The organism is Celeribacter sp. (genome assembly GCF_048266405.1).
Taxonomy (GTDB): Bacteria; Pseudomonadota; Alphaproteobacteria; order Rhodobacterales; family Rhodobacteraceae; genus Celeribacter.
In genome coordinates, this window is sequence record NZ_JBLWZO010000002.1 from 439,963 (window position 1) to 462,420 (window position 22,458).

At 57.7% G+C, this 22,458-nt stretch carries 19 protein-coding genes, 2 tRNA genes and 1 riboswitch; of the genes, 10 read left to right on the forward strand and 11 right to left on the reverse strand.

The genetic code is table 11. The annotated features are described in order from the left end of the window. Positions 1-3: 3 nt before the first annotated feature. Positions 4-1,932: a 1-deoxy-D-xylulose-5-phosphate synthase gene (gene dxs / locus ACN0TS_RS06950; RefSeq protein ID WP_417258609.1), complete on the forward strand. Its 1,929-nt coding sequence runs from the start codon at positions 4-6 to the stop codon at positions 1,930-1,932. Here dxs and ACN0TS_RS06955 read toward each other — a convergent pair. Further along, positions 1,929-2,801: an SDR family oxidoreductase gene (locus ACN0TS_RS06955; protein WP_417258610.1), complete on the reverse strand. Its 873-nt coding sequence runs from the start codon at positions 2,799-2,801 to the stop codon at positions 1,929-1,931. The two genes, dxs and ACN0TS_RS06955, sit on opposite strands and share 4 nt — an antisense overlap. A 137-nt stretch (positions 2,802-2,938) precedes the next feature. On the opposite strand from ACN0TS_RS06955, the gene ACN0TS_RS06960 reads away from it, so the two are divergent. The 3 genes from ACN0TS_RS06960 (at position 2,939) to ACN0TS_RS06970 (ending at position 5,804) form a co-directional block, all read left to right on the forward strand. After that, positions 2,939-4,420: an AMP nucleosidase gene (locus tag ACN0TS_RS06960; RefSeq protein ID WP_417258743.1), complete on the forward strand. Its 1,482-nt coding sequence runs from the start codon at positions 2,939-2,941 to the stop codon at positions 4,418-4,420. Between the two features lie 132 nt (positions 4,421-4,552). After that, positions 4,553-4,843, forward strand: a complete 291-nt coding sequence (locus tag ACN0TS_RS06965) for an HU family DNA-binding protein (protein WP_417258611.1) — start codon at positions 4,553-4,555, stop codon at positions 4,841-4,843. A gap of 100 nt (positions 4,844-4,943) precedes the next feature. Beyond that, the gene (locus ACN0TS_RS06970) at positions 4,944-5,804 is read left to right on the forward strand and encodes a DMT family transporter (protein ID WP_417258612.1); all 861 of its coding nucleotides are present in this window, start codon (positions 4,944-4,946) and stop codon (positions 5,802-5,804) included. A 10-nt stretch (positions 5,805-5,814) separates the two neighbouring features. On the opposite strand, the gene aroC is transcribed toward ACN0TS_RS06970, so the two are convergent. Further along, a complete protein-coding gene (gene aroC / locus ACN0TS_RS06975) occupies positions 5,815-6,918 on the reverse strand; it encodes a chorismate synthase (protein ID WP_417258613.1) in 1,104 nt (367 codons plus the stop codon). A gap of 108 nt (positions 6,919-7,026) precedes the next feature. Next, a riboswitch (TPP riboswitch) is annotated at positions 7,027-7,130 on the forward strand. 39 nt (positions 7,131-7,169) lie between these two features. Between aroC and thiB the strand changes: the two genes are divergently transcribed. From thiB to ACN0TS_RS06990, 3 genes are read left to right on the forward strand one after another with little or no spacing between them, the layout of a single operon-like run. Continuing rightward, entirely contained in the window at positions 7,170-8,147 is a 978-nt protein-coding gene (thiB, locus tag ACN0TS_RS06980; RefSeq protein ID WP_417258614.1) for a thiamine ABC transporter substrate binding subunit, read from the forward strand. Then, complete coding sequence (locus ACN0TS_RS06985) at positions 8,123-9,673, forward strand: thiamine/thiamine pyrophosphate ABC transporter permease ThiP (RefSeq protein WP_417258615.1); 1,551 nt, start codon at positions 8,123-8,125, stop codon at positions 9,671-9,673. Before thiB ends, ACN0TS_RS06985 begins: the two co-directional genes overlap by 25 nt. Then, positions 9,660-10,355 carry an ATP-binding cassette domain-containing protein gene (locus ACN0TS_RS06990; protein WP_417258616.1) on the forward strand — a complete coding sequence of 232 codons (696 nt, stop codon included), beginning with the start codon at positions 9,660-9,662 and terminating at the stop codon, positions 10,353-10,355. Before ACN0TS_RS06985 ends, ACN0TS_RS06990 begins: the two co-directional genes overlap by 14 nt. A gap of 79 nt (positions 10,356-10,434) precedes the next feature. Here the strand turns inward: ACN0TS_RS06990 and ACN0TS_RS06995 are convergent, their stop codons facing one another. The 6 genes from ACN0TS_RS06995 to dapF form a co-directional block, all read right to left on the reverse strand. Continuing rightward, a complete protein-coding gene (locus ACN0TS_RS06995; protein WP_417258617.1) occupies positions 10,435-11,253 on the reverse strand; it encodes a cytochrome c1 in 819 nt (272 codons plus the stop codon). A 16-nt stretch (positions 11,254-11,269) separates the two neighbouring features. Continuing rightward, complete coding sequence (gene petB, locus ACN0TS_RS07000) at positions 11,270-12,595, reverse strand: cytochrome b (RefSeq protein WP_417258618.1); 1,326 nt, start codon at positions 12,593-12,595, stop codon at positions 11,270-11,272. A gap of 11 nt (positions 12,596-12,606) precedes the next feature. Continuing rightward, on the reverse strand, positions 12,607-13,170 hold the full coding sequence (petA, locus tag ACN0TS_RS07005) for a ubiquinol-cytochrome c reductase iron-sulfur subunit (RefSeq protein ID WP_417258619.1): 564 nt from the start codon (positions 13,168-13,170) through the stop codon (positions 12,607-12,609). Positions 13,171-13,401: 231 nt separating this feature from the next. Beyond that, complete coding sequence (locus ACN0TS_RS07010; RefSeq protein ID WP_417258620.1) at positions 13,402-14,031, reverse strand: glutathione S-transferase; 630 nt, start codon at positions 14,029-14,031, stop codon at positions 13,402-13,404. A gap of 4 nt (positions 14,032-14,035) precedes the next feature. Continuing rightward, complete coding sequence (gene mtaB / locus ACN0TS_RS07015) at positions 14,036-15,298, reverse strand: tRNA (N(6)-L-threonylcarbamoyladenosine(37)-C(2))-methylthiotransferase MtaB (protein ID WP_417258621.1); 1,263 nt, start codon at positions 15,296-15,298, stop codon at positions 14,036-14,038. Next, positions 15,298-16,131 (reverse strand): diaminopimelate epimerase, encoded by an 834-nt coding sequence (dapF, locus tag ACN0TS_RS07020; RefSeq protein WP_417258622.1) that lies wholly within the window; start codon positions 16,129-16,131, stop codon positions 15,298-15,300. Before dapF ends, mtaB begins: the two co-directional genes overlap by 1 nt. A gap of 102 nt (positions 16,132-16,233) precedes the next feature. On the opposite strand from dapF, the gene ACN0TS_RS07025 reads away from it, so the two are divergent. Next, positions 16,234-16,309, forward strand: a tRNA-Lys gene (locus ACN0TS_RS07025). Between the two features lie 139 nt (positions 16,310-16,448). On the opposite strand, the gene ilvD is transcribed toward ACN0TS_RS07025, so the two are convergent. Together ilvD and ACN0TS_RS07035 are read right to left on the reverse strand one after the other, a co-directional pair. Then, on the reverse strand, positions 16,449-18,293 hold the full coding sequence (gene ilvD, locus ACN0TS_RS07030) for a dihydroxy-acid dehydratase (protein WP_417258623.1): 1,845 nt from the start codon (positions 18,291-18,293) through the stop codon (positions 16,449-16,451). 127 nt (positions 18,294-18,420) lie between these two features. Then, positions 18,421-19,479, reverse strand: a complete 1,059-nt coding sequence (locus ACN0TS_RS07035) for a LacI family DNA-binding transcriptional regulator (RefSeq protein ID WP_417258624.1) — start codon at positions 19,477-19,479, stop codon at positions 18,421-18,423. A gap of 332 nt (positions 19,480-19,811) precedes the next feature. On the opposite strand from ACN0TS_RS07035, the gene ACN0TS_RS07040 reads away from it, so the two are divergent. After that, a tRNA-Arg gene (locus ACN0TS_RS07040) sits at positions 19,812-19,888 on the forward strand. A gap of 155 nt (positions 19,889-20,043) precedes the next feature. Continuing rightward, complete coding sequence (locus ACN0TS_RS07045) at positions 20,044-20,898, forward strand: hypothetical protein (RefSeq protein WP_417258625.1); 855 nt, start codon at positions 20,044-20,046, stop codon at positions 20,896-20,898. A gap of 309 nt (positions 20,899-21,207) precedes the next feature. On the opposite strand, the gene ACN0TS_RS07050 is transcribed toward ACN0TS_RS07045, so the two are convergent. After that, entirely contained in the window at positions 21,208-22,398 is a 1,191-nt protein-coding gene (locus ACN0TS_RS07050; RefSeq protein ID WP_417258626.1) for an enolase C-terminal domain-like protein, read from the reverse strand. Positions 22,399-22,458: the final 60 nt, after the last annotated feature.

The window sequence follows — 22,458 nt, forward strand, 5'->3', positions numbered from 1 at the left end:
ACAATGTCCGACCGTCCTCAAACACCGATCCTCGACCGTGTTACGGTTCCCGCCGATATGAAGGCGCTCACGGATGGTGAGTTGAAACGCCTCGCGGGGGAATTGCGGGCCGAGACGATATCGGCCGTGTCCGAGACGGGCGGGCACCTTGGTGCGGGTCTGGGTGTGGTTGAGTTGACGGTGGCGCTTCATGCTGTGTTCGACACGCCAAAGGATCGGTTGATCTGGGATGTGTCGCACCAATGCTATCCGCACAAAATCCTGACGGGGCGTCGTGACCGCATTCGCACCTTGCGCCAAGAGGGCGGTTTATCCGGGTTCACCAAGCGCTCGGAAAGCCCCTACGATCCCTTTGGCGCGGCGCATAGTTCGACGTCGATTTCTGCCGCACTCGGGTTTGCCGTGGCGCGTGATCTGGGTGGAGCGACCGAGCATGGAATTGGCGACGCGATTGCCGTGATCGGTGACGGGTCGATGTCTGCGGGTATGGCGTTCGAGGCGATGAACAACGCGGGCCATTTGGGCAAGCGGATGATCGTGATTCTCAACGATAACGAGATGTCGATTGCCGAACCTGTGGGCGCGTTGTCGTCTTATCTGTCGCGCCTTTATGCGGGCGCGCCGTTCCAAGAGTTGAAAGCCGCCGCCAAGGGCGCGGTGTCTTTGCTGCCCCATCCGTTCCAAGAGGGCGCGAAACGGGCCAAGGAAATGCTCAAGGGCATGACGGTTGGCGGCACGATGTTTGAAGAGCTTGGGTTCTCCTATGTCGGACCGATTGACGGGCACGACATGGATCAACTGCTGTCGGTGCTGCGCACGGTCAAGGCGCGGGCCACGGGTCCGATCCTGATTCATGCCATCACGAAGAAGGGCAAGGGCTATGCGCCCGCCGAGGCCGCCGCCGACAAAGGCCACGCGACCGCAAAATTCGATGTCGTCACAGGCAAGCAGAAAAAGGCGAAATCAAACGCGCCGTCCTATACCTCTGTCTTTGCCAAGGCGCTTTTGGATGAGGCGGCACGGGATGACAAGATCTGTGCGGTAACAGCAGCGATGCCTGATGGCACGGGGTTGAACCTGTTTGCGGAGCGCTATCCGTCGCGGTGTTTTGACGTGGGGATTGCCGAGCAACATGGCGTGACCTTTTCTGCGGGTCTGGCCGCAGGCGGGATGAAGCCGTTTTGCGCGATGTATTCGACGTTCTTGCAACGAGGTTACGACCAAGTGGTGCATGATGTGGCGATCCAACGCCTTCCCGTGCGCTTTGCGATTGACCGCGCGGGTCTGGTCGGGGCCGATGGCGCGACCCATGCGGGCTCGTTCGATGTGGCGTTTTTGTCCAACTTGCCCGGCTTTGTCGTGATGGCTGCGGCTGATGAGGCCGAGCTGGTGCATATGGTGGCCACGGCCGCGGCGCATAATGACGGGCCGATTGCGTTTCGGTATCCGCGCGGCGAGGGCGTTGGTGTCGAGATGCCCGAGCGCGGGGAACCGCTTGAGATTGGTAAGGGCCGGATCGTCAAAGAGGGCACGCGCGTGGCGCTGTTGTCCTTTGGCACGCGCCTTGACGAGACGATGCGGGCGGCGGAAGCCTTGGAGGCGCGGGGCGTGTCCTGCACCGTGGCCGATGCCCGTTTTGCCAAGCCGCTTGATGAGGATCTGATCCGCGATCTGGCCGCACACCACGAAGCGCTCATCACCATCGAAGAGGGCGCTATCGGTGGATTCGGGTCACATGTGGCCGATTTCCTCGCCAATGATGGCGTGTTTGATCGCGGGATTAAGTTCCGCTCTATGGTGTTGCCCGATACCTTCATTGATCAGGCCAGCCCTGAGGCGATGTACGAGGTTGCGGGCCTGAGTGCGGCCAATATCGAAGCCAAAGTCCTGTCCGTCTTGGGCGTGGCGGATCTTTCGGCCAAGCGCGCTTAACCCGCGTTTTCCTCTGCCTTGAGAAGCGCCTCTAGTCCCGTTTTGTAATCGGGATAGAGGAGCCGTACGCCCAAATCACTCTTGATCCGGTCATTGCGGACTTTCTTGCTCTCAGCATAAAAACTGCGCGCCATTGGTGATAGCTCCGCCGTTTCAAAATCCACAGCTTCGGGAAGCGGTAGCCCCAAGAGCTCTGCGGCATAGGCGATCACGTCTTGTGGTGGCGCAGGATCATCGTCGCAGACATTGAATATTCCGCTGCATTGGGGTCGATTTATCGCGGCCTCAAGCACCTGCGCGATATCTTCGACATGGGTGCGTGAGAACACTTGGCCGTCCTTGATGATCCGCCGTGCGGTCCCTGCGCGGACTTTTGCGAAGGGGCCGCGTCCCGGACCATAGATGCCCGCGAGACGGAAAATGGACAGGGGGAGATTGCTGTCCGTGCAAAACGCGGTCCATGCGTTCTCTGCTTCCACCCTCATCTGCCCGCGCCGCGTCGCGGGCGACAGGGCCGTGTCTTCGTCCACCCAATCGCCGCCATGATCACCATAGACCCCCGTGGTCGACAGGTAGCCGACCCATGTAAGGTGCGGCGCTGCTTCGGTCAGGAGGTCTTGATACCGTGCCAACATCGGGTCGCCATTTTCGTCGGGGGCGGCACAGACCAGGAGATGCGTGGCCTCGCGCAGGGCGGGGGCGATATCTTGGTCAGGGACAATCACGGGGGTGACGCCGCTGGCACGGATGGCATCGGCGTTATGCGCCTCACGTGTTGTGCCCGTGATGCGCCACCCTTGCGGCACCAACCGCGCAGCCAAAGCGCTGGAACTATATCCATGTCCGAAAGAAAAAAGATGTCCCGTCACGATTGTCCGTCCTCAATAGGTAAGTTTGCACACACGGCCTTGCGTCGAATGGCGAAGTGGTGACAAATGACTCTAGAGGCTTGGCTCCAAAATCAAGCGCAAAGAAAAGACGAACAGGAATAAAGAGACCTCCCGTGATCCAGAATTCAAATCCATTGACCATTGAGACGCCTGAGGTCCCCGATGCCGAACTCTTTTCCGATCCCGTTGCGGCGGTTGATCGGCTGGAGAAACTGTATCGCACCGCGACCCGTTACCTCACGGAGCGATTTTCGCAGGCGGCAGCGGGGAAAGTCCCCACCGCGCGTCATCGTGCCTATTATCCTGAAATCCGCGTGACCACGACCTCGTTCGCCGCGATGGACACCCGTCTTTCCTTTGGTCACGTGTCCAAACCGGGGAGTTATTCCACCACGATCACGCGCCCTGATTTGTTTCGCAATTACCTGATCCAACAGATCACGCAGATTGTGCACAATCACGGGGTTTCGGTCTCGGTCGGGGCGTCCAATGTGCCGATGCCGGTGCATTTTGCCGTAGCCAATGACGAAAGCATCACCATCCCGCAAGAAGGCGCGATGGATTACCCGCTGCGGGACTATTTCGATGTGCCTGATCTGGCCACGACCCATGACGATATCGTCAACGGGTCCGGCTATCTGAACGAGGACGGCTCTGGTCCGCTAGCGCCCTTTACCGCGCAGCGCGTGGATTATTCTCTGGCCCGTCTGTCGCATTACACCGCGACCGACGCGACACATTTCCAGAACCACGTCCTGTTCACCAATTACCAATTCTATGTCTCCGAGTTTGAGGCCTATGCACGCGCACAGCTCGACGATCCAAAGAGCGGTTACACGTCCTTTGTCTCGACGGGGAATGTGGAGATTTTCGACGGGAAAACCCCGATCGAGCCGACAACGAAAATGCCGCAAATGCCGACCTATCACCTCAAGCGGGAAGATGGATCGGGTGTGACTTTGGTCAATATCGGGGTGGGACCGTCGAACGCTAAAACCGCGACGGACCATATCGCTGTTCTGCGCCCTCATGCGTGGATCATGGTCGGGCATTGCGCGGGTCTGCGTAATTCGCAACGGCTTGGCGATTTTGTTCTCGCGCACGCTTATTTGCGAGAGGATCATGTGCTGGATGCGGATCTTCCTGTTTGGGTTCCGATCCCTGCCTTGGCGGAAATCCAGACCTCGCTTGAGGATGCGGTGGAGGAGATTACCCAACTTGAGGGCTATGACCTGAAACGCATCATGCGGACGGGGACGGTGGCGACCATCGACAACCGCAACTGGGAATTGCGGGACCAATCCGGCCCTGTGCAGCGGTTGAGCCAGTCCCGCGCTGTGGCGCTTGATATGGAAAGCGCAACGATTGCCGCCAACGGTTTCCGCTTCCGTGTGCCATACGGGACACTCTTGTGCGTGTCGGATAAACCGTTACATGGGGAGTTGAAGCTACCCGGTATGGCATCGGAATTCTATACATCGCAGGTTTCGCGGCACCTTTTGATCGGTATTCGCGCGATGGAAAACCTGAGAAAAATGCCAATCGAGCGCATCCATAGTCGGAAATTGCGCTCTTTTGAGGAGACTGCCTTCCTATAATCGTGCTTTTTCGTCCAAATACGGTAAAAGTTCGCCTAAATTCACACTAATCGTTGTGTCCCCACACAATATTGGCTTAAAAATGCGCAATACCCTCTAATTACATGGGGGAGAGTTACGAGGAGTTACAGAATGTCCACTAAACCAATGACAAAGACCCAGCTTGTTGCCGCACTGGCTGAAGACATGGGCACCGACAAAAAATCCGCTGCTGCTGCACTGGAAGCCGTTACTGGCATCATTACCAAAGAAGTGTCTGCCGGCGGTGCTGTGACCCTTCCTGGTGTTGGCAAAATCTATTGCCGCGAACGCCCCGAGCGTATGGTCCGCAATCCGCAGACTGGCGAGCAAATGAAAAAAGCTGCCGACAAAGTTGTAAAAATGACGATCGCTAAAGCGCTCAAAGACAGCGTGAACGGCTAAGATCGACAATTTGATTTTGGGAGGGGGTCGCTATAGGCGGCCCCTTTTCTATTTGATTGCGGCACAGTTTCCGCGCCTGCCATGTAGCCAAGGACGAACTATGGATATCAAAGCCATTTTCATGGGGTTGGCCTTCGTATTTATCTGGTCATCTGCGTTTACGTCTGCGCGTGTCATTGTGGCGGACGCGCCTGCATTGGCCTCGTTGTCGTTGCGGTTTTTTCTCTCTGGCGTGGTCGGTGTCGCGATTGCATATCGCCTTGGTCAAAGCTGGTCGTTCTCGCGGGCGCAGTGGCGCGGGATCATCATTTTCGGGCTGTGCCAGAACGCCGCCTATCTCGGATTGTATTTCCTTGCCATGCGCTCTGTCGAGGCGTCGCTTGCCTCTATTCTGGCGTCGTCGATGCCACTGGTTGTGGCGCTGCTTTCGACCCTATTCCTGCGTGAACATCCCAAACCCATCGCCATTGCGGGCCTCGTGACGGGCTTTGTCGGGGTGCTTGTGATCATGTCGCACCGCCTTTCGGCGGGTAGCGATGTTGTGGGCATTGTGATGTGTGTGATCGGGACGGTTGCGCTCGCCGTTGCGACGCTATCCGTGCGCTCGACTGGGGCGGGCAAGAACGTGCTGATGGTCGTCGGTATCCAGAGTTTGATCGGTTCGGCTGTCTTGTTGGTTCTCTCGCCCTTTGTTGATAGCTACACGGTCAACATGTCGGGCAAACTTGTTTTTGCCTTGCTCTACACGACGTTCCTGCCGGGGCTGTTTGCCACATGGCTATGGTTCAAACTGGTCGAGCGCATCGGCACGGTTAAAGCCGCCGCTTTCCACTTCCTCAATCCGTTTTTCGGCGTCGCCATTGCGGCGGTGTTCTTGGGTGAAGTCGTGACAGGATGGGACATCATCGGCGTGGCCACCATAATGGCGGGCATCCTCGCCGTGCAGTTGTCAAAGGCGTAAGCGGCGGGGCTTAGCCGCCGATCTTACCCTTGGGGCCTTCGCCCACCTGACCGCGATGCAGGAGCAGATGATCAAGCACCACACAGGCCATCATTGCCTCGCCCACGGGCACCGCACGGATGCCGACACAGGGGTCATGGCGGCCCTTGGTGATCAGGTCCGTTTCTGCACCCTCTTTGGTAATCGTCTTGCGTGGCGTAAGGATCGACGAGGTCGGTTTGACGGCGAAGCGCACGACCAGATCCTGACTTGTGGAAATCCCGCCCAAGATGCCGCCTGCGTGGTTCGACCCGAACTCTGGCCCATCTGGCCCCATGCGCATTTCGTCAGCGTTCTCCTCGCCCGTCAGGCAGGCGGCGTTCATGCCCTCGCCAATTTCGACGCCTTTGACGGCGTTGATCGACATCATCGCAGCGGCCAAATCAGTGTCTAACTTGGCATAAATTGGCGCACCTAGCCCCGCAGGGACGCCCGAACAGGTGATCTCGCAAATCGCGCCGACAGATGATCCGCTCTTGCGGATACCGTCCAGATAGGCGGCCCAGTTTTCGGCAGTTTTGGCCGAGGGCACCCAAAACGGGTTGTTGTCGATCTCGGCCATATCGCGCGGCCCGTCGATGCCGTGCGGCCCGATTTGGGTCATGTAGCCTTTGATTTTGATGTCAGGCACCAGTTGATCCAAGACCGCGCGGGCAATGCCGCCTGCGGCGACACGGGCGGCCGTTTCACGCGCGGACGAGCGGCCACCACCGCGATAGTCGCGAATGCCGTATTTTTGGAAATAGGTGATGTCGGCATGACCGGGGCGAAAGGCTTGCGCGATCTCACCGTAATCTTTGGAGCGCTGATCGGTGTTGCGGATCAACAGCTGAATTGGCGTGCCTGTGGTTTTGCCCTCGAACACGCCCGAGAGGATTTCGACCCGATCGGGCTCTCTGCGCTGCGTGGTGTATTTCGATGTTCCGGGTTTGCGCTTGTCGAGCCAGACTTGCAGCATCTCTTCGTTGATCTCGATGCCGGGAGGGCAGCCATCGACAGTCGCGCCAAGGGCAGGTCCGTGGCTTTCGCCCCAAGTGGTGAACCGGAAAAGATGTCCGAAGGTATTCATGCTCATGGTCTGCTCCTCGTGTTGTCTCTGCTTTATCCGAAGTCGATAGGTTGAGCAATCAGGCGTGCCGTATTGCGGGAGGGCTTGCACTTGGCGTCAAAGGCTCATAGCGTCGCCATCACCTCGGGGTGCCACCTTTGTTGTGGCTGAGATGCGAAAGCGGACCCGTTGAACCTGAACCGGCTAACACCGGCGGAGGGAAGGTATCAGCGACATTGCTGCCCTTTTTCTTCGCCCATTTGACTATGGAGCGAGCCATGAAATATGGACTGACTTTTGCAGCAACCTTTGCTGCTTTCGGCGCGAATGCCGAACCTTTGACCATCTACGCCCCCGACTACTTTGCCTCTGAATGGGGGCCCGGTCCCGCGATCAAAGCGGCGTTCGAGGAAAGCTGTGGCGGTTGCGAGATCGAATATGTGACGGGCGATGTCCTGCCGCGCATCTTGCTCGAAGGTGAACGCACCCCTGCGGATGTGGTGATCGGGCTCAATTCCGATGTGACCAAGAAAGCCCGTGAAACGGGGCTTTTTGCGCCTCATGGGCTGGATTTGTCACCTTTGACGCTGCCGCTTGAGTGGAACGATGACACGTTTTTGCCGTTCAACTGGAGCTACACGGCGTTCGTGTATGACAACACGAAAATCACCAACCCGCCGACCTCCTTTGCCGAGCTTGTAAACTCGGACGAGGATTGGACCATCGCGATCCAAGATCCGCGCACCTCGATTTCGGGGTTGGCCTTGGTGCTTTGGGGCAGTGAAGTGTTTGGCGACGAGGCGGAGGCGGCGTGGGCGAAACTGGCGCCCAAAATCACCACGGTGACAAAGGGATGGTCGGAGGCCTACGGGCTGTTCACCGATGGTGAGGTGGACATGGTTCTGTCCTATACGACCTCGCCCGCCTATCACATCATCGCCGAAGAGGACGAAACCAAGTCCGCTGCTTTGTTCGATGAGGGGCATTATTTCCTCGTTGAGCTGGCCGCGAAACTGGTGGGCACCGATCAGCCTGAGTTGGCCGATCAATTCATGGCGTTTATCCTCGATGAGAAGTTCCAGAGCCTGATTCCAACGGCGAACTGGTCCTACCCTGCGGCCCTGCCAAAGAATCAGTGGCCAGAGGCGTTCTCGCAGTTGAACTATCCTGAAAAGGCGATCTTCCTGAACGAAGATGAGGCCGCTGCGGCCCGAGATGAGGCAATCGCCGCATGGCGCACCGGCCTGTCTCAATAGGCACTTGGTCGGGGCTGATTGCGGCGGCACTTGTTGCCGTTCTCAGCCTCGGCACATTGGGGGCTGTGGCCTTTCGGGCGGAGGCCTTCTCTGCCCTCTCAAGCTATGATTGGGCGGCTGTGCGGTTCACCGTTGTGCAGGCAGCACTATCGGCGGCGCTGTCGGTGGGGGTCGCAATCCCTGTGGCGCGGGCGCTTGCGCGGCGAACGTTTTGGGGGCGCGGGGCGCTTGTCACGCTGTTGGGTGCGCCGTTTATCTTGCCCGTGATCGTTGCAATTCTTGGTCTTACGGCGGTGTTCGGGAAAAGTGGAATTGTCTCGAAAGTGCTGATTTGGGTCGGATTAGAGCCTCTTTCGATCTATGGGTTCCACGGTGTGATCCTTGCGCATGTGTTCTTCAACATCCCCCTCGCTACGCGTCTTTTGCTACACGGGTGGGGCGCGATCCCTGCCGAGCGGTTCCGCCTTGCGGCCTCGTTGCGATTCACGTCTCGCGATGTGTTTCGTCATATCGAGATGCCGATGCTGCGCGACATTGTTCCCGGGGCGCTTGCGGTCATCTTTCTGATTTGCACGACGTCGTTCGCGGTGGCGCTGACCTTTGGCGGCGGGCCGAAAGCCACCACGGTTGAGTTGGCGATTTACGAGGCGTTCCGCTACGACTTCGATCTGGGGAAGGCCTCGCTTCTGGCGCTCATTCAATTCGCGATTTGTGCGTTGGCGGCTTTTGCCTCGATGCGGTTTCAGGTGCCGCAGGTTATGGGCGGTAGTTTAGATCGCACGGTGTTGCGGTTTGATACGGCCACCCTGTCCACGCGTCTGGCCGATGCGGTCTGGATCGTGTTGGCTGCGCTGTTTTTGCTCTCGCCCTTGGCCGCATTGCTCGTGGATGGCGCGGGGGGGGTGATGCAGCTGCCCGCCTCTGTGTGGACCTCTGCGCTACGATCCATTGCCACGGCGCTTGGGTCTGCGGGGCTTGCCATTGTGTTGTCTCTCGCGCTCGTTCTGACGGCGCAGCGGTGGGCGTGGCTCGAAGGGGTCGGAATGCTGTCGATTGCGGCCTCGCCCTTGGTGATGGGGACGGGGCTGTTCATTATGGTTTTCCCGTTCATTGATCCCGCGACACTTGCTCTCGCCATTACGGCTTTGGTGAATGCGGTGATGGCGCTGCCGTTCGTGATCCGCGCAATTGGTCCTGCCGTGGCGGGAAGCGAGGCGGCCTTTGGGCGTCTGGCGGACGGGCTCGGCATGTCGGGATGGACGCGCTTGCGGTTGGTGACGCTGCCGCGCATTCGTGCGCCTTTGGGATTTGCGGCGGGTCTGTCGGCGGCGCTGTCGATGGGCGATCTGGGTGTTATCACCTTGTTTGCCCGTCCTGAGCAAGCGACGCTGCCGCTTCAGATTTACCGCCTTATGGGATCTTACCGCATGGACCAAGCGATGGGGGCGGCGCTGTTGCTGCTCGCGTTGAGCCTTGGGCTGTTTTACATCTTTGATCGGGGAGGGCGCGGCCGTGCTGACACTTGATGACCTCATCATAACACAGGGCGACTTTCGCCTGAGTGCCGATTTCGACCTACCCGCAGGATCAGCGACGGCTATTCTCGGACCTAGCGGGGCGGGGAAATCAACCTTGCTGTCGGTGATCGGCGGTTTTTTCGCGCCCACGTCGGGGCGTGTTGTGTGGGAGGGCGTGGATATTACCGCGATGCCCCCCGCGAAACGGCCCGTCTCGCATCTGTTCCAAGACAACAATCTCTTTCCCCATATGTGCGCGGCTCAAAATGTCGGTTTGGGGATCAATCCGACGCTGCGTTTGTCGGCCGACGACAAGATCGCGGTGCAAGAGGCGCTTGAGGCCACGGGCCTCGGGGATATGGGGGATCGGTTGCCCGCACAGCTTTCAGGCGGGCAGCAGTCGCGCGTGGCGCTTGCGCGAGTGTTGGTGCAGCGTCAGCCGCTTGTGCTTCTGGACGAGCCGTTTTCGGCGCTTGGCCCCGCGATGCGCAAGGATATGACAGGACTGGCGCGGGATGTGGGTGCGCGGATCGGCGCAACCCTGTTGATGGTGTCGCATGACCTTGGCGATGCACAGGCCTTTGCGGACCAAGTGATCTGGGTCGAGGGGGGTGAGGCTCATCCACCGCGTACATGGTCCCAGATCGCAGCCCATCCGCCCCACGGCTACCACGACTACATCGGTCACTGAGTCCGTTTTAGAGATTCCCCCATGAAAAAAAGCGCCCCGAAATTCGGAGCGCTTTTCTTTTTGTGTCAGACGACCGGATTTACAGGTCGACTTTTTTGCCTTTGTGCGGTGCCCAAAGCTTTTTGTTCGTCAGATACAAAAGCGAGGTCAGCACAGTGAGGAAGACCACTGCGAGGAACCCAGCGTGCTTGCGGGCTTCCAGTTTTGGCTCAGCCGCCCACATCAGAAAGGCTGCGACGTCTTCGGCTTCGTGGTGCAACTCGCTGGAGTGACCGTCGGCATATTCGACATCTTCACCGTAAAGAGGTGGAGCCATCGCGATCCAACCACCAGGGAAGGCGGTGTTTTCGTAGTAGATGGTGCCTGCTTCTTCTTTCTCTTCACCGGTGTAACCAGTGAGGATTCCGACGATGTACTCGGGGCCACCAATGCCACGCAAGAACTGGTTGATACCAGTGCCGTAAGGACCGTGGAATGCTGCACGACCTTTAGCCATCAAAGACAGGTCAGGCGCGTTTTGCGAGTGGTTGGCGGGGAAGTGGTCATTCTCCGTCAGCGCACGTGCGGCACCTTCGTCATAGTCGTACAGGTGCATGTTTGCGGCTTCATCGTTCACGGGGAACTGGGCCGCATAGGCGCGGACCTGATCCTCGGGAAGCATTGGGCCACCTTCGTCCGCAAGGGTACGGATCGCAACATACTGCATACCGTGACAGGCAGAGCAGACTTCAGTGTAGATCTGAAGACCGCGCTGGAGCTGCATCTGGTCGTAGGTGCCAAACGGGCCTTCAAAGGAGAAGTCCACGTCATGGATGTGTGCCGCATCGCCCGCAGCCATAGCCGCGCCAGCGGATAGACCCAGAGCGGTGAGGGCGGAGAGGGTGAGTTTCTTCATCATTTCCCTAGTTCCTTTCTCACTCGGACGTTTTTTTGGCTGCGGCCGGATAGTGGGCCAAGAAGTCTTCTTCGATCGATTCCGGAAGTGGAAGCGGTTTCTCGATGACACCCAAGAGCGGCATGAGAACGAGGAAGTAGGCAAACCAATAGGTCGCACCGATCAGTGAGATATATGGATAGATACCGTCGGTTGGCATCGCCCCAACCCACATCAGCACGACAAAGTCGATTGCCAGAAGCCAGAACCACCATTTGAACATTGGGCGGTACTTGCCGGAGCGGACTGTCGATGTGTCGAGCCAAGGCACCAGAGCCATGACAATGATAGCGCCGAACATGGCGAGAACGCCAAAGAACTTCGCATCGATGATGCCGCCTGTGATGAACGACGCGGCCTGAACGATCCACACATCAGCGGTGAATGCGCGCAGGATTGCGTAGAACGGCAAGAAGTACCATTCGGGCACAATGTGCGACGGTGTCGAAAGCGGGTTGGCTTCGAGGTAGTTATCGGGGTGGCCGAGGTAGTTCGGCATAAAGCCTACAACAGCAAAGAACACGACCAAGACAACGCCGAGAGCAAAGAGGTCTTTGATCACGAAGTAGGGCCAGAATGGCAGCGTGTCTTTCTTGGCTTCCGCTTTGGAGGTGCGGCGCACTTCAACACCTGTGGGGTTGTTGTTGCCCGTGGTGTGGAAGGCCCAGATGTGAACGATCACAAGAGCGGCAATCACGAAGGGCAGCAGGTAGTGCAGCGAGAAGAAGCGGTTGAGCGTGGCGTTGTCCACAGCGGGCCCGCCAAGCAGCCAAGCCTGAATAGGCTCGCCGATGAGAGGGATCGCACCGAACAGACCGGTGATCACAGTCGCGCCCCAGAAGGACATCTGACCCCAAGGAAGCACGTAGCCCATGAAGCCTGTCGCCATCATCAGGAGGTAGATGATCATGCCGACGATCCATGTGATCTCGCGCGGGGCTTTGTATGAGCCGTAGTAGAGGCCGCGGAAGATGTGCAGATACACAGCAAAGAAGAACAGCGATGCGCCGTTTGCGTGCAGGTAGCGCAGCATATGGCCGCCGTTCACGTCGCGCATGATATGCTCGACAGAGGCAAAGGCCAGATCAACGTGTGGCGTGTAGTGCATCACCAGAACAATACCGGTGACAATTTGGAGGGCGAGACAGAAGGCAAGAACAATGCCCCAAATCCACATCCAGTTGAGGTTTTTCGGCGTCGGGATCATCAGCGTGTCATAGACAAGGCCAATAACCGGAAGGCGGGTGTTCACCCATTTTTCGATACCGGACTTTGGTTCGTAGTGGTCGTGTGGAATACCAGACATCAGTTTCTCCCTCAGCCCAGAATGATTTCAGCGTCGCCGTCAAAGGCAGCCGTCGGAACCGGAAGGTTCTCAGGCGCTGGACCTTTGCGGATACGGCCGGATGTATCGTAGTGCGAACCGTGGCAAGGGCAGAACCAGCCGCCAAAGTCACCTGCACCATCGCCGAGTGGCACACAGCCAAGGTGGGTACAAACGCCCATCATGACCAGCCATTCGCCGTTTTCGTCCATCGCGCGGTTTTCGTCGGATGCGTCAAGTGCCGCGTCCTTGTTGTCGTTGCGCGCAATCGGATCAACCAATTCGTCTACCGAGACAGCGCGGGCTGCGTCGATCTCGTCTTGCGTGCGGCGACGGATAAACACGGGTTTGCCGCGCCACTTCACCGTCAACTGCGTACCGACGGGAACGTCGGCAATATTCACGCGGATGGAGGCCAGAGCCTTAACATCTGCGGATGCGTTCATTTGATTGACCAAAGGCCAGACCGCGGCGCCGGCTGCTACTGCACCTGCGCCACCAGTGGCGTAGTACAGGAAATCGCGGCGGGTGCCTTCGTGTTCGTCTACGTGGGACACGAGCAAATCTCCATTGTCTCAAGCCGGAACCAACCGGCCAATGCATTCGGGACCATAGTTTTCCTATAGCCCTTCGGAGGCGCTTTTAGCGGCGCAATGCGCCCACGTCTAGCATACAATAGGCCGCAGGTGCTGTTGAGAGGGTCATGCGTGACATTCAGGCCCGTGCAAATCGGGATTTGGTCGAAAATGTGAGCGCAAACATCGCCGTAAGATGGTGATCGGATTGCTTTAAGGGAAAAGTACAGGCTCCGAGTCAGGTTGCCATTTGGGATACTTCTCCATGATGGCCTCGAACCGCTCGGATACGAGGAACCGCGTCAGCCATCCGTGGACGCCGATCCAGTCTTGCGCGTCGAACCATGCGCGGTCGGTGTTGGCGAACTGGCGCACAAAGGTGATCGTGGCCATATCGGCCAATGTCGGTGTCTCGCCATAGAGCCAGGGCGTGTCCCGCAATTGTGCATCGACGCGCCACAGCAGCGCTGCCGCCTTGTCGCGTTCCTGTGTTGCATCGGCGTCGGCGTAGCGGGTGTCGTATTTGTAACGATCGAGCGCGGTTTTGAACGGCCCGTCGATGGTAGCGATCCAGTCCTCCCCGTCAGACGGCATGTCGCGCCACGCTTCGGGGTCGGCCTGCGCAAGCGCCCAATCCATAATGTCACGGCTCTCGTCGATCACGGTGTCGCCGTCGATCAGGACGGGCACGGTTGCCTTGGGAGAGGCGTCGATCAACTGCGCGGGCTTGTCGCGTAGCACAACTTCGCGCAATTCCACCTCAAGTCCCGCGGACGCAATCGCGAGCCGCGCCCGCATGGCATAGGGGCAACGACGGAAGGAATAGAGGATAGGGCGGCTCATGGCGTCACGCCGTCAGTTGCGAGCCGATCAGCCCGAGAATTTTTGCGCTCACAATCGCCCCTTCGGTTTGCGGCGCGGCAAAGCTGACTTCGGTGAATTGTTCCGTGCGCCCCATGTGAGGATTTTCCATCAGGATGGAGTGCGAGCGTCCGATTTGCGCGTCTAGGTGTTTGCGCACCTGTGCGTCCCCTGCGGCGCGCAATTGTGCCGCGCGGGCCTTGATCACATTGCCGTCGACCTTGTTGGGGATTCGCGCGGCGGGTGTGCCCTCGCGTTTTGAATAGGGGAAGACGTGCAGCCATGTGAGGTCGCAGTCCGTCACGAGCTTCAGCGAGTTTTCGAAATGGGCGTCTGTTTCTGTTGGGAAGCCCGCGATAATATCCGCGCCGTAAGTCATATCGGGGCGCAGTTTCTTGGCCTCCTCACAAAAGCGAATCGCATCATCGCGCAAATGGCGCCGTGCCATGCGCTTGAGGATGAGGTCATCACCATGCTGCAAGCTGAGGTGAAGGTGTGGCATGAGGCGGTTCTCGGTCGCAATCGCCTCCATCAGCGCGTCATCGGCCTCAATCGAATCAATCGAGGAAATCCGTAGTCGTGGCAGGTCGGGCACCAGTTTGAGAATGCGCATGACTAGATCGCCCAAACGCGGCGCAGCGGGCAGGTCCGCGCCCCATGAGGTCAGATCAACGCCCGTGAGGACCACTTCGTTAAAGCCCTTATCCACGAGCCGTTTGATCTGATCGACCACAACGCCCGCAGGCACGGAGCGGGAATTACCGCGACCGTAGGGGATGATACAGAAGGTGCAGCGGTGATCGCAGCCGTTTTGCACCTGCACATAGGCGCGGCTGCGCGTGCCGAAGCCGTCGATCAGGTGGCCCGCCGTTTCGGTGACGCTCATAATGTCGTCAACTTGGACACGCTCGGTTTGGCCGATGAAATCCGGCCCCATCGCCGACCATGTTTCGGGCTGCATCTTTTCGGTGTTGCCGATCACAAGATCGACCTCACTCATGGCATTAAATGTCTCTGGTTCGGTCTGCGCGGCGCAGCCTGTTACGATGATCTTGGCATCAGGATTGTCGCGGCGCAGTTTGCGAATCTCTTGGCGGCCTTTGCGCACGGCTTCGGCCGTCACGGCACAGGTGTTCACCACCACGGCGTTTTCCACGCCTGCTTTCGCCGCGAGATCTTTCATCGCTTCGGTTTCATAGGCGTTGAGGCGACAGCCGAGGGTCGCAAAGACGGGCGGTTTAGCGGACATCACAGACGCTCCAGAAAGGTCGCGTCGAATTCGCCTTTAAACACAAGTTGCACAGGCCCCGTCATCCACACGCCATCGTCGCGCCAGTCGAGGGTCATCCAGCCGCCATCGACCTCCATGCGCACACAGCGATCCGTCAGGCCGCGCTGGGCGGCGGCGACCACGGTGGCACAGGCTCCTGATCCACAGGCCAGTGTGATGCCCGCCCCGCGCTCCCAGACGCGCATTCTGATCTCGTCGCGGCTGCGCACTTGGGCGAACTCCACGTTGGTGCGCTCGGGGAACAGCGGATCATGCTCGACGCTTGCGCCGCGTGCGGCCACATCCACATTTGCAATGTCATCGACAAAGAACACAGCGTGGGGATTGCCCATACCGACCGCCACGGGGGCGCCCGCGAGGGGCAGGTGGTCGGTGTCCACAGCGTGGCTCAAGGGCACTTCAGCCCAGTCACGTTGCGGGTGGCCCATGTTGACGGATATCTCGTCGCCTGTCCGCACCGCGCTCAAAATGCCGCGCTCTGTGCGAATGCTGACGCTATCCGCGCCGCTCTCGGTCATCATCAGCCAAGCAACGCAACGGGTGGCATTGCCGCACGCGCCCGCACGGCTGCCATCGTTGTTCCAAAAGTCGAGCGTGATGTCGGTGTCATCGCCGTCGCGAATCTCGGCAAGCTGGTCAAAACCCACGCCACGATTGCGATCTCCCACCGCCTTGGCCAAGGCAGGCGTGACGCGCGCGTCCATCCCCCGAGAATCAAAGATCACGAAGTCATTGCCTAGCCCATGCATCTTCACAAAGGGCAGGTTCGAGGGGGAGAATACCTGTTTCATATCGCGGCATATAAACCTTGATGGAACCTTTTCCAAGAAAATCTCTGTTTAGTCCTTGACCCTCACGCGCTGCGCTCTTAATACCCGCAACACGATGAAAGTGGGCCGTTAGCTCAGTTGGTAGAGCAACTGACTTTTAATCAGTAGGTCGATGGTTCGAACCCATCACGGCTCACCACTTCGTCCCTAAGAACCCGCGCTTTCGAGCGCGGGTTTTTTGATTCTCCGATCTGATGCCGAGATTCGCGTGAAACCCCTGATAAAACGCAAAACGCCGCCCCGAAGGGCGGCGCAATATCAGTTCGTTAATGCAGGCCTTATGCGTCGTCGGGCAGGATGCGCACAGCCCCTTTGTCCGCAGACGACGCCATAAGCGCATAGGCTTTGAGCGCGGAGGAGACATGGCGGGGACGCTCTTCCTTTGGTTTCCACGGCAATGGGCCCATTTTTTCACGGCGACGCGCCAATTCATCAGCGTCAACTTTGAGTTCGATGGACCGGTTGGGGATGTCGATCTCGATAATATCGCCCGTTTCGACCAAACCGATCATGCCGCCTTCCGCCGCTTCGGGGGAGACGTGACCGATGGATAGGCCCGATGTGCCGCCCGAGAATCGACCATCCGTGAGCAAGGCGCATTTTTTGCCGAGGCCTTTGGATTTGAGGTAGGAGGTGGGGTAGAGCATTTCTTGCATCCCCGGACCGCCCTGTGGCCCTTCGTAGCGGATGACAACAACTTCGCCCGCCTCAACCTTACGGCTGAGAATCGCGCTCACCGAATCATCCTGACTTTCAAACACGCGTGCTTTGCCTGTGAATTTCAGGATACTGTCATCCACACCCGCTGTTTTCACGATGCAGCCTCGCTCGGCGATGTTGCCAAACAGTACGGCCAAGCCGCCATCCTTGGAGAAGGCATGCTCTGCGGAACGGATCACGCCGTTTTCACGGTCTTTGTCGAGCTCTTTATAGCGGTTCTCGGTGGAGAACGCCTGTGTCGTACGCACGCCACCTGGAGCGGCCTTGAACAGTTTCTCGGCCTCGGGGTTATTGGCAACGGTAATATCCCATTTGGCAATCGCTGCCGCCATGGTTTCCGAGTGAACCGTTCGCGTGTCGCCATGTAGCAACCCTGCGCGAGACAACGATCCGAGAATGGAGAAAATGCCGCCCGCGCGGTGGATATCTTCCATGTGAACATTCGCCACCGAGGGGGCCACTTTACACAGCACGGGAACGCGACGGCTCAAACGGTCGATGTCGTCCATCGTGAAGTCGACCTTGCCCTCATGTGCAATGGCCAAGAGGTGCAGTACGGTGTTTGTCGATCCGCCCATCGCGATGTCGAGCGACATGGCGTTCTCAAAGGCTTCAAACGTTGCGATCTCGCGTGGCAGATAGCCGGGAAGCTCTTCTTCGTAGTGTTTCTTTGTGATCTCGACGATCTTGCGCCCTGCTTCCAAAAACAGGTTTTTACGGTCGGCGTGTGTGGCAAGCGTCGACCCGTTGCCCGGAAGCGCCAGACCCAAAGCCTCGGCGAGACAGTTCATCGAGTTGGCAGTAAACATGCCCGAGCATGACCCGCAGGTGGGGCAGGCGTTCTCTTCGATGTGTTTGACCTGCGCGTCGGTGTACTTGTCGTCCGCAGCGACAACCATCGCGTCGACCAGATCGACCTTGGTCATTTCAAGATCATCCATCGTGACCTTGCCTGCTTCCATCGGCCCACCCGAGACGAACACAACAGGGATATTGAGGCGCATTGCGGCCATCATCATGCCGGGAGTGATTTTATCGCAGTTGGAAATACAGACCATCGCATCGGCGCAGTGGGCGTTGACCATGTATTCAATGCTGTCGGCAATGATTTCGCGCGAGGGCAGGGAATAAAGCATCCCGTCGTGGCCCATCGCAATACCGTCATCCACCGCAATGGTGTTGAACTCTTTGGCAACGCCGCCCGCATCTTCGATCTCGCGTGCCACCAATTGGCCGAGGTCTTTGAGGTGGACGTGACCGGGAACGAATTGGGTAAAGGAGTTGACGACCGCGATGATCGGCTTGCCGAAATCGCCGTCTTTCATGCCTGTGGCACGCCATAGGCCACGCGCACCGGCCATGTTGCGTCCGTGGGTGGAGCGGCGTGATTTATAATGGGGCATATGCTTTTTCCGTTGTCTAGAGTGTGTCTCGGAGACGCGTAATCGCGCGCGTTGGTCGCACGTTTACGCGGTTTTCGCGCGGGTTTCCAGTCAATCAGTCACGAGAAAGCGTGAGGTGTTGCGGGACTCACAGCGCCTTTTTCTTACGCCGCAGGGTCTCGCCGAAATAGAGCTGTGGCTCAAGGATGACTTCTTCATGTGTCGACGCGGTGTTGTCGGCGGCGCGGGCGGCGATGATTTTCGCGGCCGCACGGCCGATTTCGGCGCGACAGGCATCCATCGTTGCGAGCTTTTTGGGCAGGCCTTCGATGAACTCGATTTTGTTAAATCCTGCCAAGCCAATATCGCCTGGCACATCAATACCCTTGTCTAGACAATAGAGCAGACCGCCCGAGGCGATCATGTCGTTGGAGTAGTAGAGGAAATCCAACGGGTGATCGGTGTTGCGATCCAGAATGGTCTGGGTCATCTCGCGGCCTTTGACCAAAGCGGAGCCGCCCGAATAGAATTCCTGATCGGCGATCTCCAAGCCCGCTTTGGCGAGGGTTTCGGTAAAGCCCTCGAAGCGCTTACGGGCGCGGTGGTCGAGTGGCATTTTGGTGCCAAGGAACCCGATCCGTCTATAACCCGCCTCGATAATGGCCTGCGCCATCTTGCGCCCTGCGCGGCGGTGTGAAATGCCGACCTTGGCGTCGATAGCATCGCCGTCCGTGTCCATGATCTCAACCACGGGAATGCCCGCCGCGGCCAACATCGCCTTGGATGCATCCGTATGTTCAAGGCCTGCAATGATGACACCCGAAGGCCGCCATGAAAGCATCTGGTACAGCACTTTCTCTTCGCGCTCTGGTTTGTAATGGGTAACGCCCACAACGGGCTGCAATTCCGTGTCGTCGAGAATGTCGGAAATGCCTGTCATCACTTCGGGGAACACCATGTTGGACAGTGACGGAATAATCACCGCGACAAGGTTCACATGGCTTGAGGCCAAGGCCCCTGCAATCTTGTTGGGCACGTAGCCAAGCTCGCGGGCGGCTTCTAACACTTTATTACGCGTGTTTTCCGAGACGTCCCCACGATTTCTGAGCACGCGGCTGACCGTCATCTCGGACACCCCCGAGGCTTCCGAGACATCGCGAAGTGTAAGCGGACGCTTTGGTGGTGTGAAATCCTGATCCTGCGACATGGCCATTGGCTCCAAGTTTTATATCCCTCACAGAATACATTATAAAATCACCTTGTCCACGTCACGCAACCTGTGTATGTTATCGCTAACAAGCTGCGTGATGCTTATTCTGCGCACACTATATCCGGATCGTCCTGCAAGCTCTCTAACTCACAGAGCGGTTTCGGATTTTAAAGGGGGAGTGGTGGGCCAATTTCACTCCCCCTTTTCCTTACCTTTTCAACATCGCAGTTCCCGACCGAAAGTGTGGCCTCTTGCGCGATGTCGCAAAGAGACGGCGCAACGGCTTTGTGCTTGCCCCCCGACAACCCCTCCCGTTAAAACGCCCCCGTGGTCCCGTGGCTCAACTGGATAGAGCAGCCCCCTCCTAAGGGGCAGGTTACTGGTTCGAATCCAGTCGGGATCACCAAAATCCATTGAAAAATATAGATTATTTTTGCGCGACTGTGCAGTTGTACGCAAAAACGTGCATATCGTTTTCCTCGCTGATAGGACCCAAAAACTGATTTCTCGTACAAAACCTGTACAAAATCAGACGCCCGTGTTGGCTAAAGGGTGTCAAACATGAGTCGCCATAGCTTTGATCCCGATATCGCTGCTCTCGTCGGTTTGAATGCAGCGGTAATTTTCCAGAACATCACCTTTTGGATTGAGAAGAACCAAGCCAACCGCCGCAACTTTCGCGACGGGCGGTATTGGACCTACAATTCGATCTCGGCCTTTGGTGAGTTGTTCCCCTATCTGAGCGAAAAACAGATTCGTACTGCGCTCGAAAAGCTGGTCTGTGCGGGGCTAATCATTAAGGGCAATTTCAGCGATGATCGGTATGACCGAACCTGCTGGTACGCCTTGGGCAACTCCATTTGCCCAAAAGGGCAAATCGATCCGACCAAAAGGGAAAATGATGCATTTGCCTCTGAGGGCAAGCCGTCTGCCCCTGAGGGCAAATCCTATAAGAACAGATATAAACCATATAAAAAACCAAACCCTTCGCACGCGAAGGCGGCGGTGGAAGATGAGATTTCAGAAAGGATTTTGGCGGCCTACCCCGAGGATCGAGTTCGCGGCAAAGCGGTTTGCCTCTCACAGATCCGCCAAGCGTTGGTCGATGGAGTGGATGCGAAAAATCTCGAGGAGGCCGTGCGATCGTACGCGACCGAGACCGACGGCTTTACCCGATCCAAGGTTTGTTTCTCCGATAATTGGTTCAGCTCTGGCCGTTGGCTGAAATACCTTCACGAGGTCGAGCAGGCGCGAGATGCGGGCAAAGTCAAAGAGCTTGAAGTGCTCAAAGGCTTGGCCGATTGGGTCACGGATCGGCACCCGCTGTGCCGTCACATCACGCCCAATCAGGTGAGCGCCTTGCTTGCTGAAAATCTTGTCAGTGTAGAGCAAATTCGAGAGGCCGGTTTGCGGTGAGTGGGTCAACGATTCTGATCAAAATAAATTGGGCTGTTGGGGGCGAAACGGAGACTATGGGGGTATGTCAGACGCAAGATAGCCTGATTTTGGGATTTGCCGAGACAAGCCTATCAAGCCCTTTTTCCGCGCATGAAGGAAGTCGAAGAGAAATTGCTCGCGACATTGACCCGGCTGGAAACCGAAGAACTCGTGCGGGTGATGGCCAAGATCAAGATAGTGGAAGAGACACTTGGCAATCAAGAATGACGGACGCTAAGGCGCCCGCCAGTCTGAGCTGGGTGCTTCGTGCCGATATGATCGCGCAAGCTACATGCCCCCCACTGTCGGGGTCCAGTCCGGTCGCTTTGGGTCCTGGTGGAAACGAGAGTAATAATCGCCCTTTTCCTCGTAGAACTTTTCGTAAAACTTCATCTTGTCTTCATCCAGAGTGACGCCAAGCCCCGCACCAGTGGGCACGGCGATGCGCCCATCTGCATATTGCAGTTTGCCTCCTTCGATAATGTCATCTTTCAGATAATGGTAATGGGCATCCCCTGCAAAAGTCATTTCAGGGATTGTCGCGGCTGTGTGCAGCATGGCTGCAAGCTCGATCCCGAATTCCACACCCGAATGCATGGACACGCCAAGACGGAATGTCCGGCAGACAGCGGTCAGGTCTTTTACTCCTTTCGGCCCTTCCCAATAATGCAGATCCGTCAGGATGATATCGGCGGCCCCCATGCGGATCGCCGGACCAAGATCATCGAAACAGGCCGGATACATGTTGGTCGCGATTGGCATCGAAACAGCCTGACGCACAGCCGCGTTGCCTTCGAGCCCCCAGGCGGGATCTTCAAAATACTCGATGCCCAAATCGCCCAAACGCTGCCCTATGCGAATAGCTGTGGGCACGGTCCACAGACCGTTTGGATCGATCCGCAACCCGAAATCATCGCCCAGCCGGTCACGACAAAGCTCCAACACCCGCGCCTCTTCGGCAGGTGTCATCACGCCCGCCTTGAGCTTCATCGCCCCTACGCCAAGCGTTTCGGCCAGTTCTTCGCAATGGTCTGCCAAATCCTCGGCGCAGCTGTCATCGCCGCCTTGGGGGCGGTCGTAACGCCAGAACAGATAGCCAATAAACGGCACGCTATCGCGTACCTTACCGCCCAAAAGATCGGACATGGGCCGGTTGAGTGCCTTACCCTGAATATCAAGGCAGGCCATTTCGATGGCCGCGTAAATGCGCGCATTCGAGATGTAATAGACCGATCTGAGCACTCGCAGCTTGATCGTCTCCAAGTGAAAAGGATCAAGCCCTATGGCACGCGACTTGATCTTTTCAATCGCACCGCGTTGATCCCCGCCGCCGATCTCGCCGAGACCCGTAATACCTTCATCCGTAATGACTTCGACAATCGTGCGCAGAAAATAGCCGGGATGAACGCCTGTGTTATGACGCAGCATGCAGTTGAGCGGAATGGCGACACAGCGGGTGCGAATATCTACGATCTTCATAAGAGGTCCTCATAGGTAAAATATAAATACGAAAGGGAAGGAGGCGGCGTTTGCTCGGGC

Coding starts and splice junctions, on each gene's coding strand:
- thiB (WP_417258614.1), top strand. CDS start 7,170: ATGAAATATGGACTGACTTTTGCAGCAACCTTTGCTGCTTTCGGCGCG.
- ACN0TS_RS07050 (WP_417258626.1), bottom strand. CDS start 22,398: ATGAAGATCGTAGATATTCGCACCCGCTGTGTCGCCATTCCGCTCAAC.
- ACN0TS_RS07045 (WP_417258625.1), top strand. CDS start 20,044: ATGAGTCGCCATAGCTTTGATCCCGATATCGCTGCTCTCGTCGGTTTG.
- mtaB (WP_417258621.1), bottom strand. CDS start 15,298: ATGTCCGCTAAACCGCCCGTCTTTGCGACCCTCGGCTGTCGCCTCAAC.
- dxs (WP_417258609.1), top strand. CDS start 4: ATGTCCGACCGTCCTCAAACACCGATCCTCGACCGTGTTACGGTTCCC.
- petB (WP_417258618.1), bottom strand. CDS start 12,595: ATGTCTGGTATTCCACACGACCACTACGAACCAAAGTCCGGTATCGAA.
- ACN0TS_RS06985 (WP_417258615.1), top strand. CDS start 8,123: ATGGCGCACCGGCCTGTCTCAATAGGCACTTGGTCGGGGCTGATTGCG.
- ACN0TS_RS07035 (WP_417258624.1), bottom strand. CDS start 19,479: ATGTCGCAGGATCAGGATTTCACACCACCAAAGCGTCCGCTTACACTT.
- ACN0TS_RS06965 (WP_417258611.1), top strand. CDS start 4,553: ATGTCCACTAAACCAATGACAAAGACCCAGCTTGTTGCCGCACTGGCT.
- ilvD (WP_417258623.1), bottom strand. CDS start 18,293: ATGCCCCATTATAAATCACGCCGCTCCACCCACGGACGCAACATGGCC.
- ACN0TS_RS07010 (WP_417258620.1), bottom strand. CDS start 14,031: ATGAGCCGCCCTATCCTCTATTCCTTCCGTCGTTGCCCCTATGCCATG.
- aroC (WP_417258613.1), bottom strand. CDS start 6,918: ATGAGCATGAATACCTTCGGACATCTTTTCCGGTTCACCACTTGGGGC.
- ACN0TS_RS06995 (WP_417258617.1), bottom strand. CDS start 11,253: ATGATGAAGAAACTCACCCTCTCCGCCCTCACCGCTCTGGGTCTATCC.
- dapF (WP_417258622.1), bottom strand. CDS start 16,131: ATGAAACAGGTATTCTCCCCCTCGAACCTGCCCTTTGTGAAGATGCAT.
- ACN0TS_RS06970 (WP_417258612.1), top strand. CDS start 4,944: ATGGATATCAAAGCCATTTTCATGGGGTTGGCCTTCGTATTTATCTGG.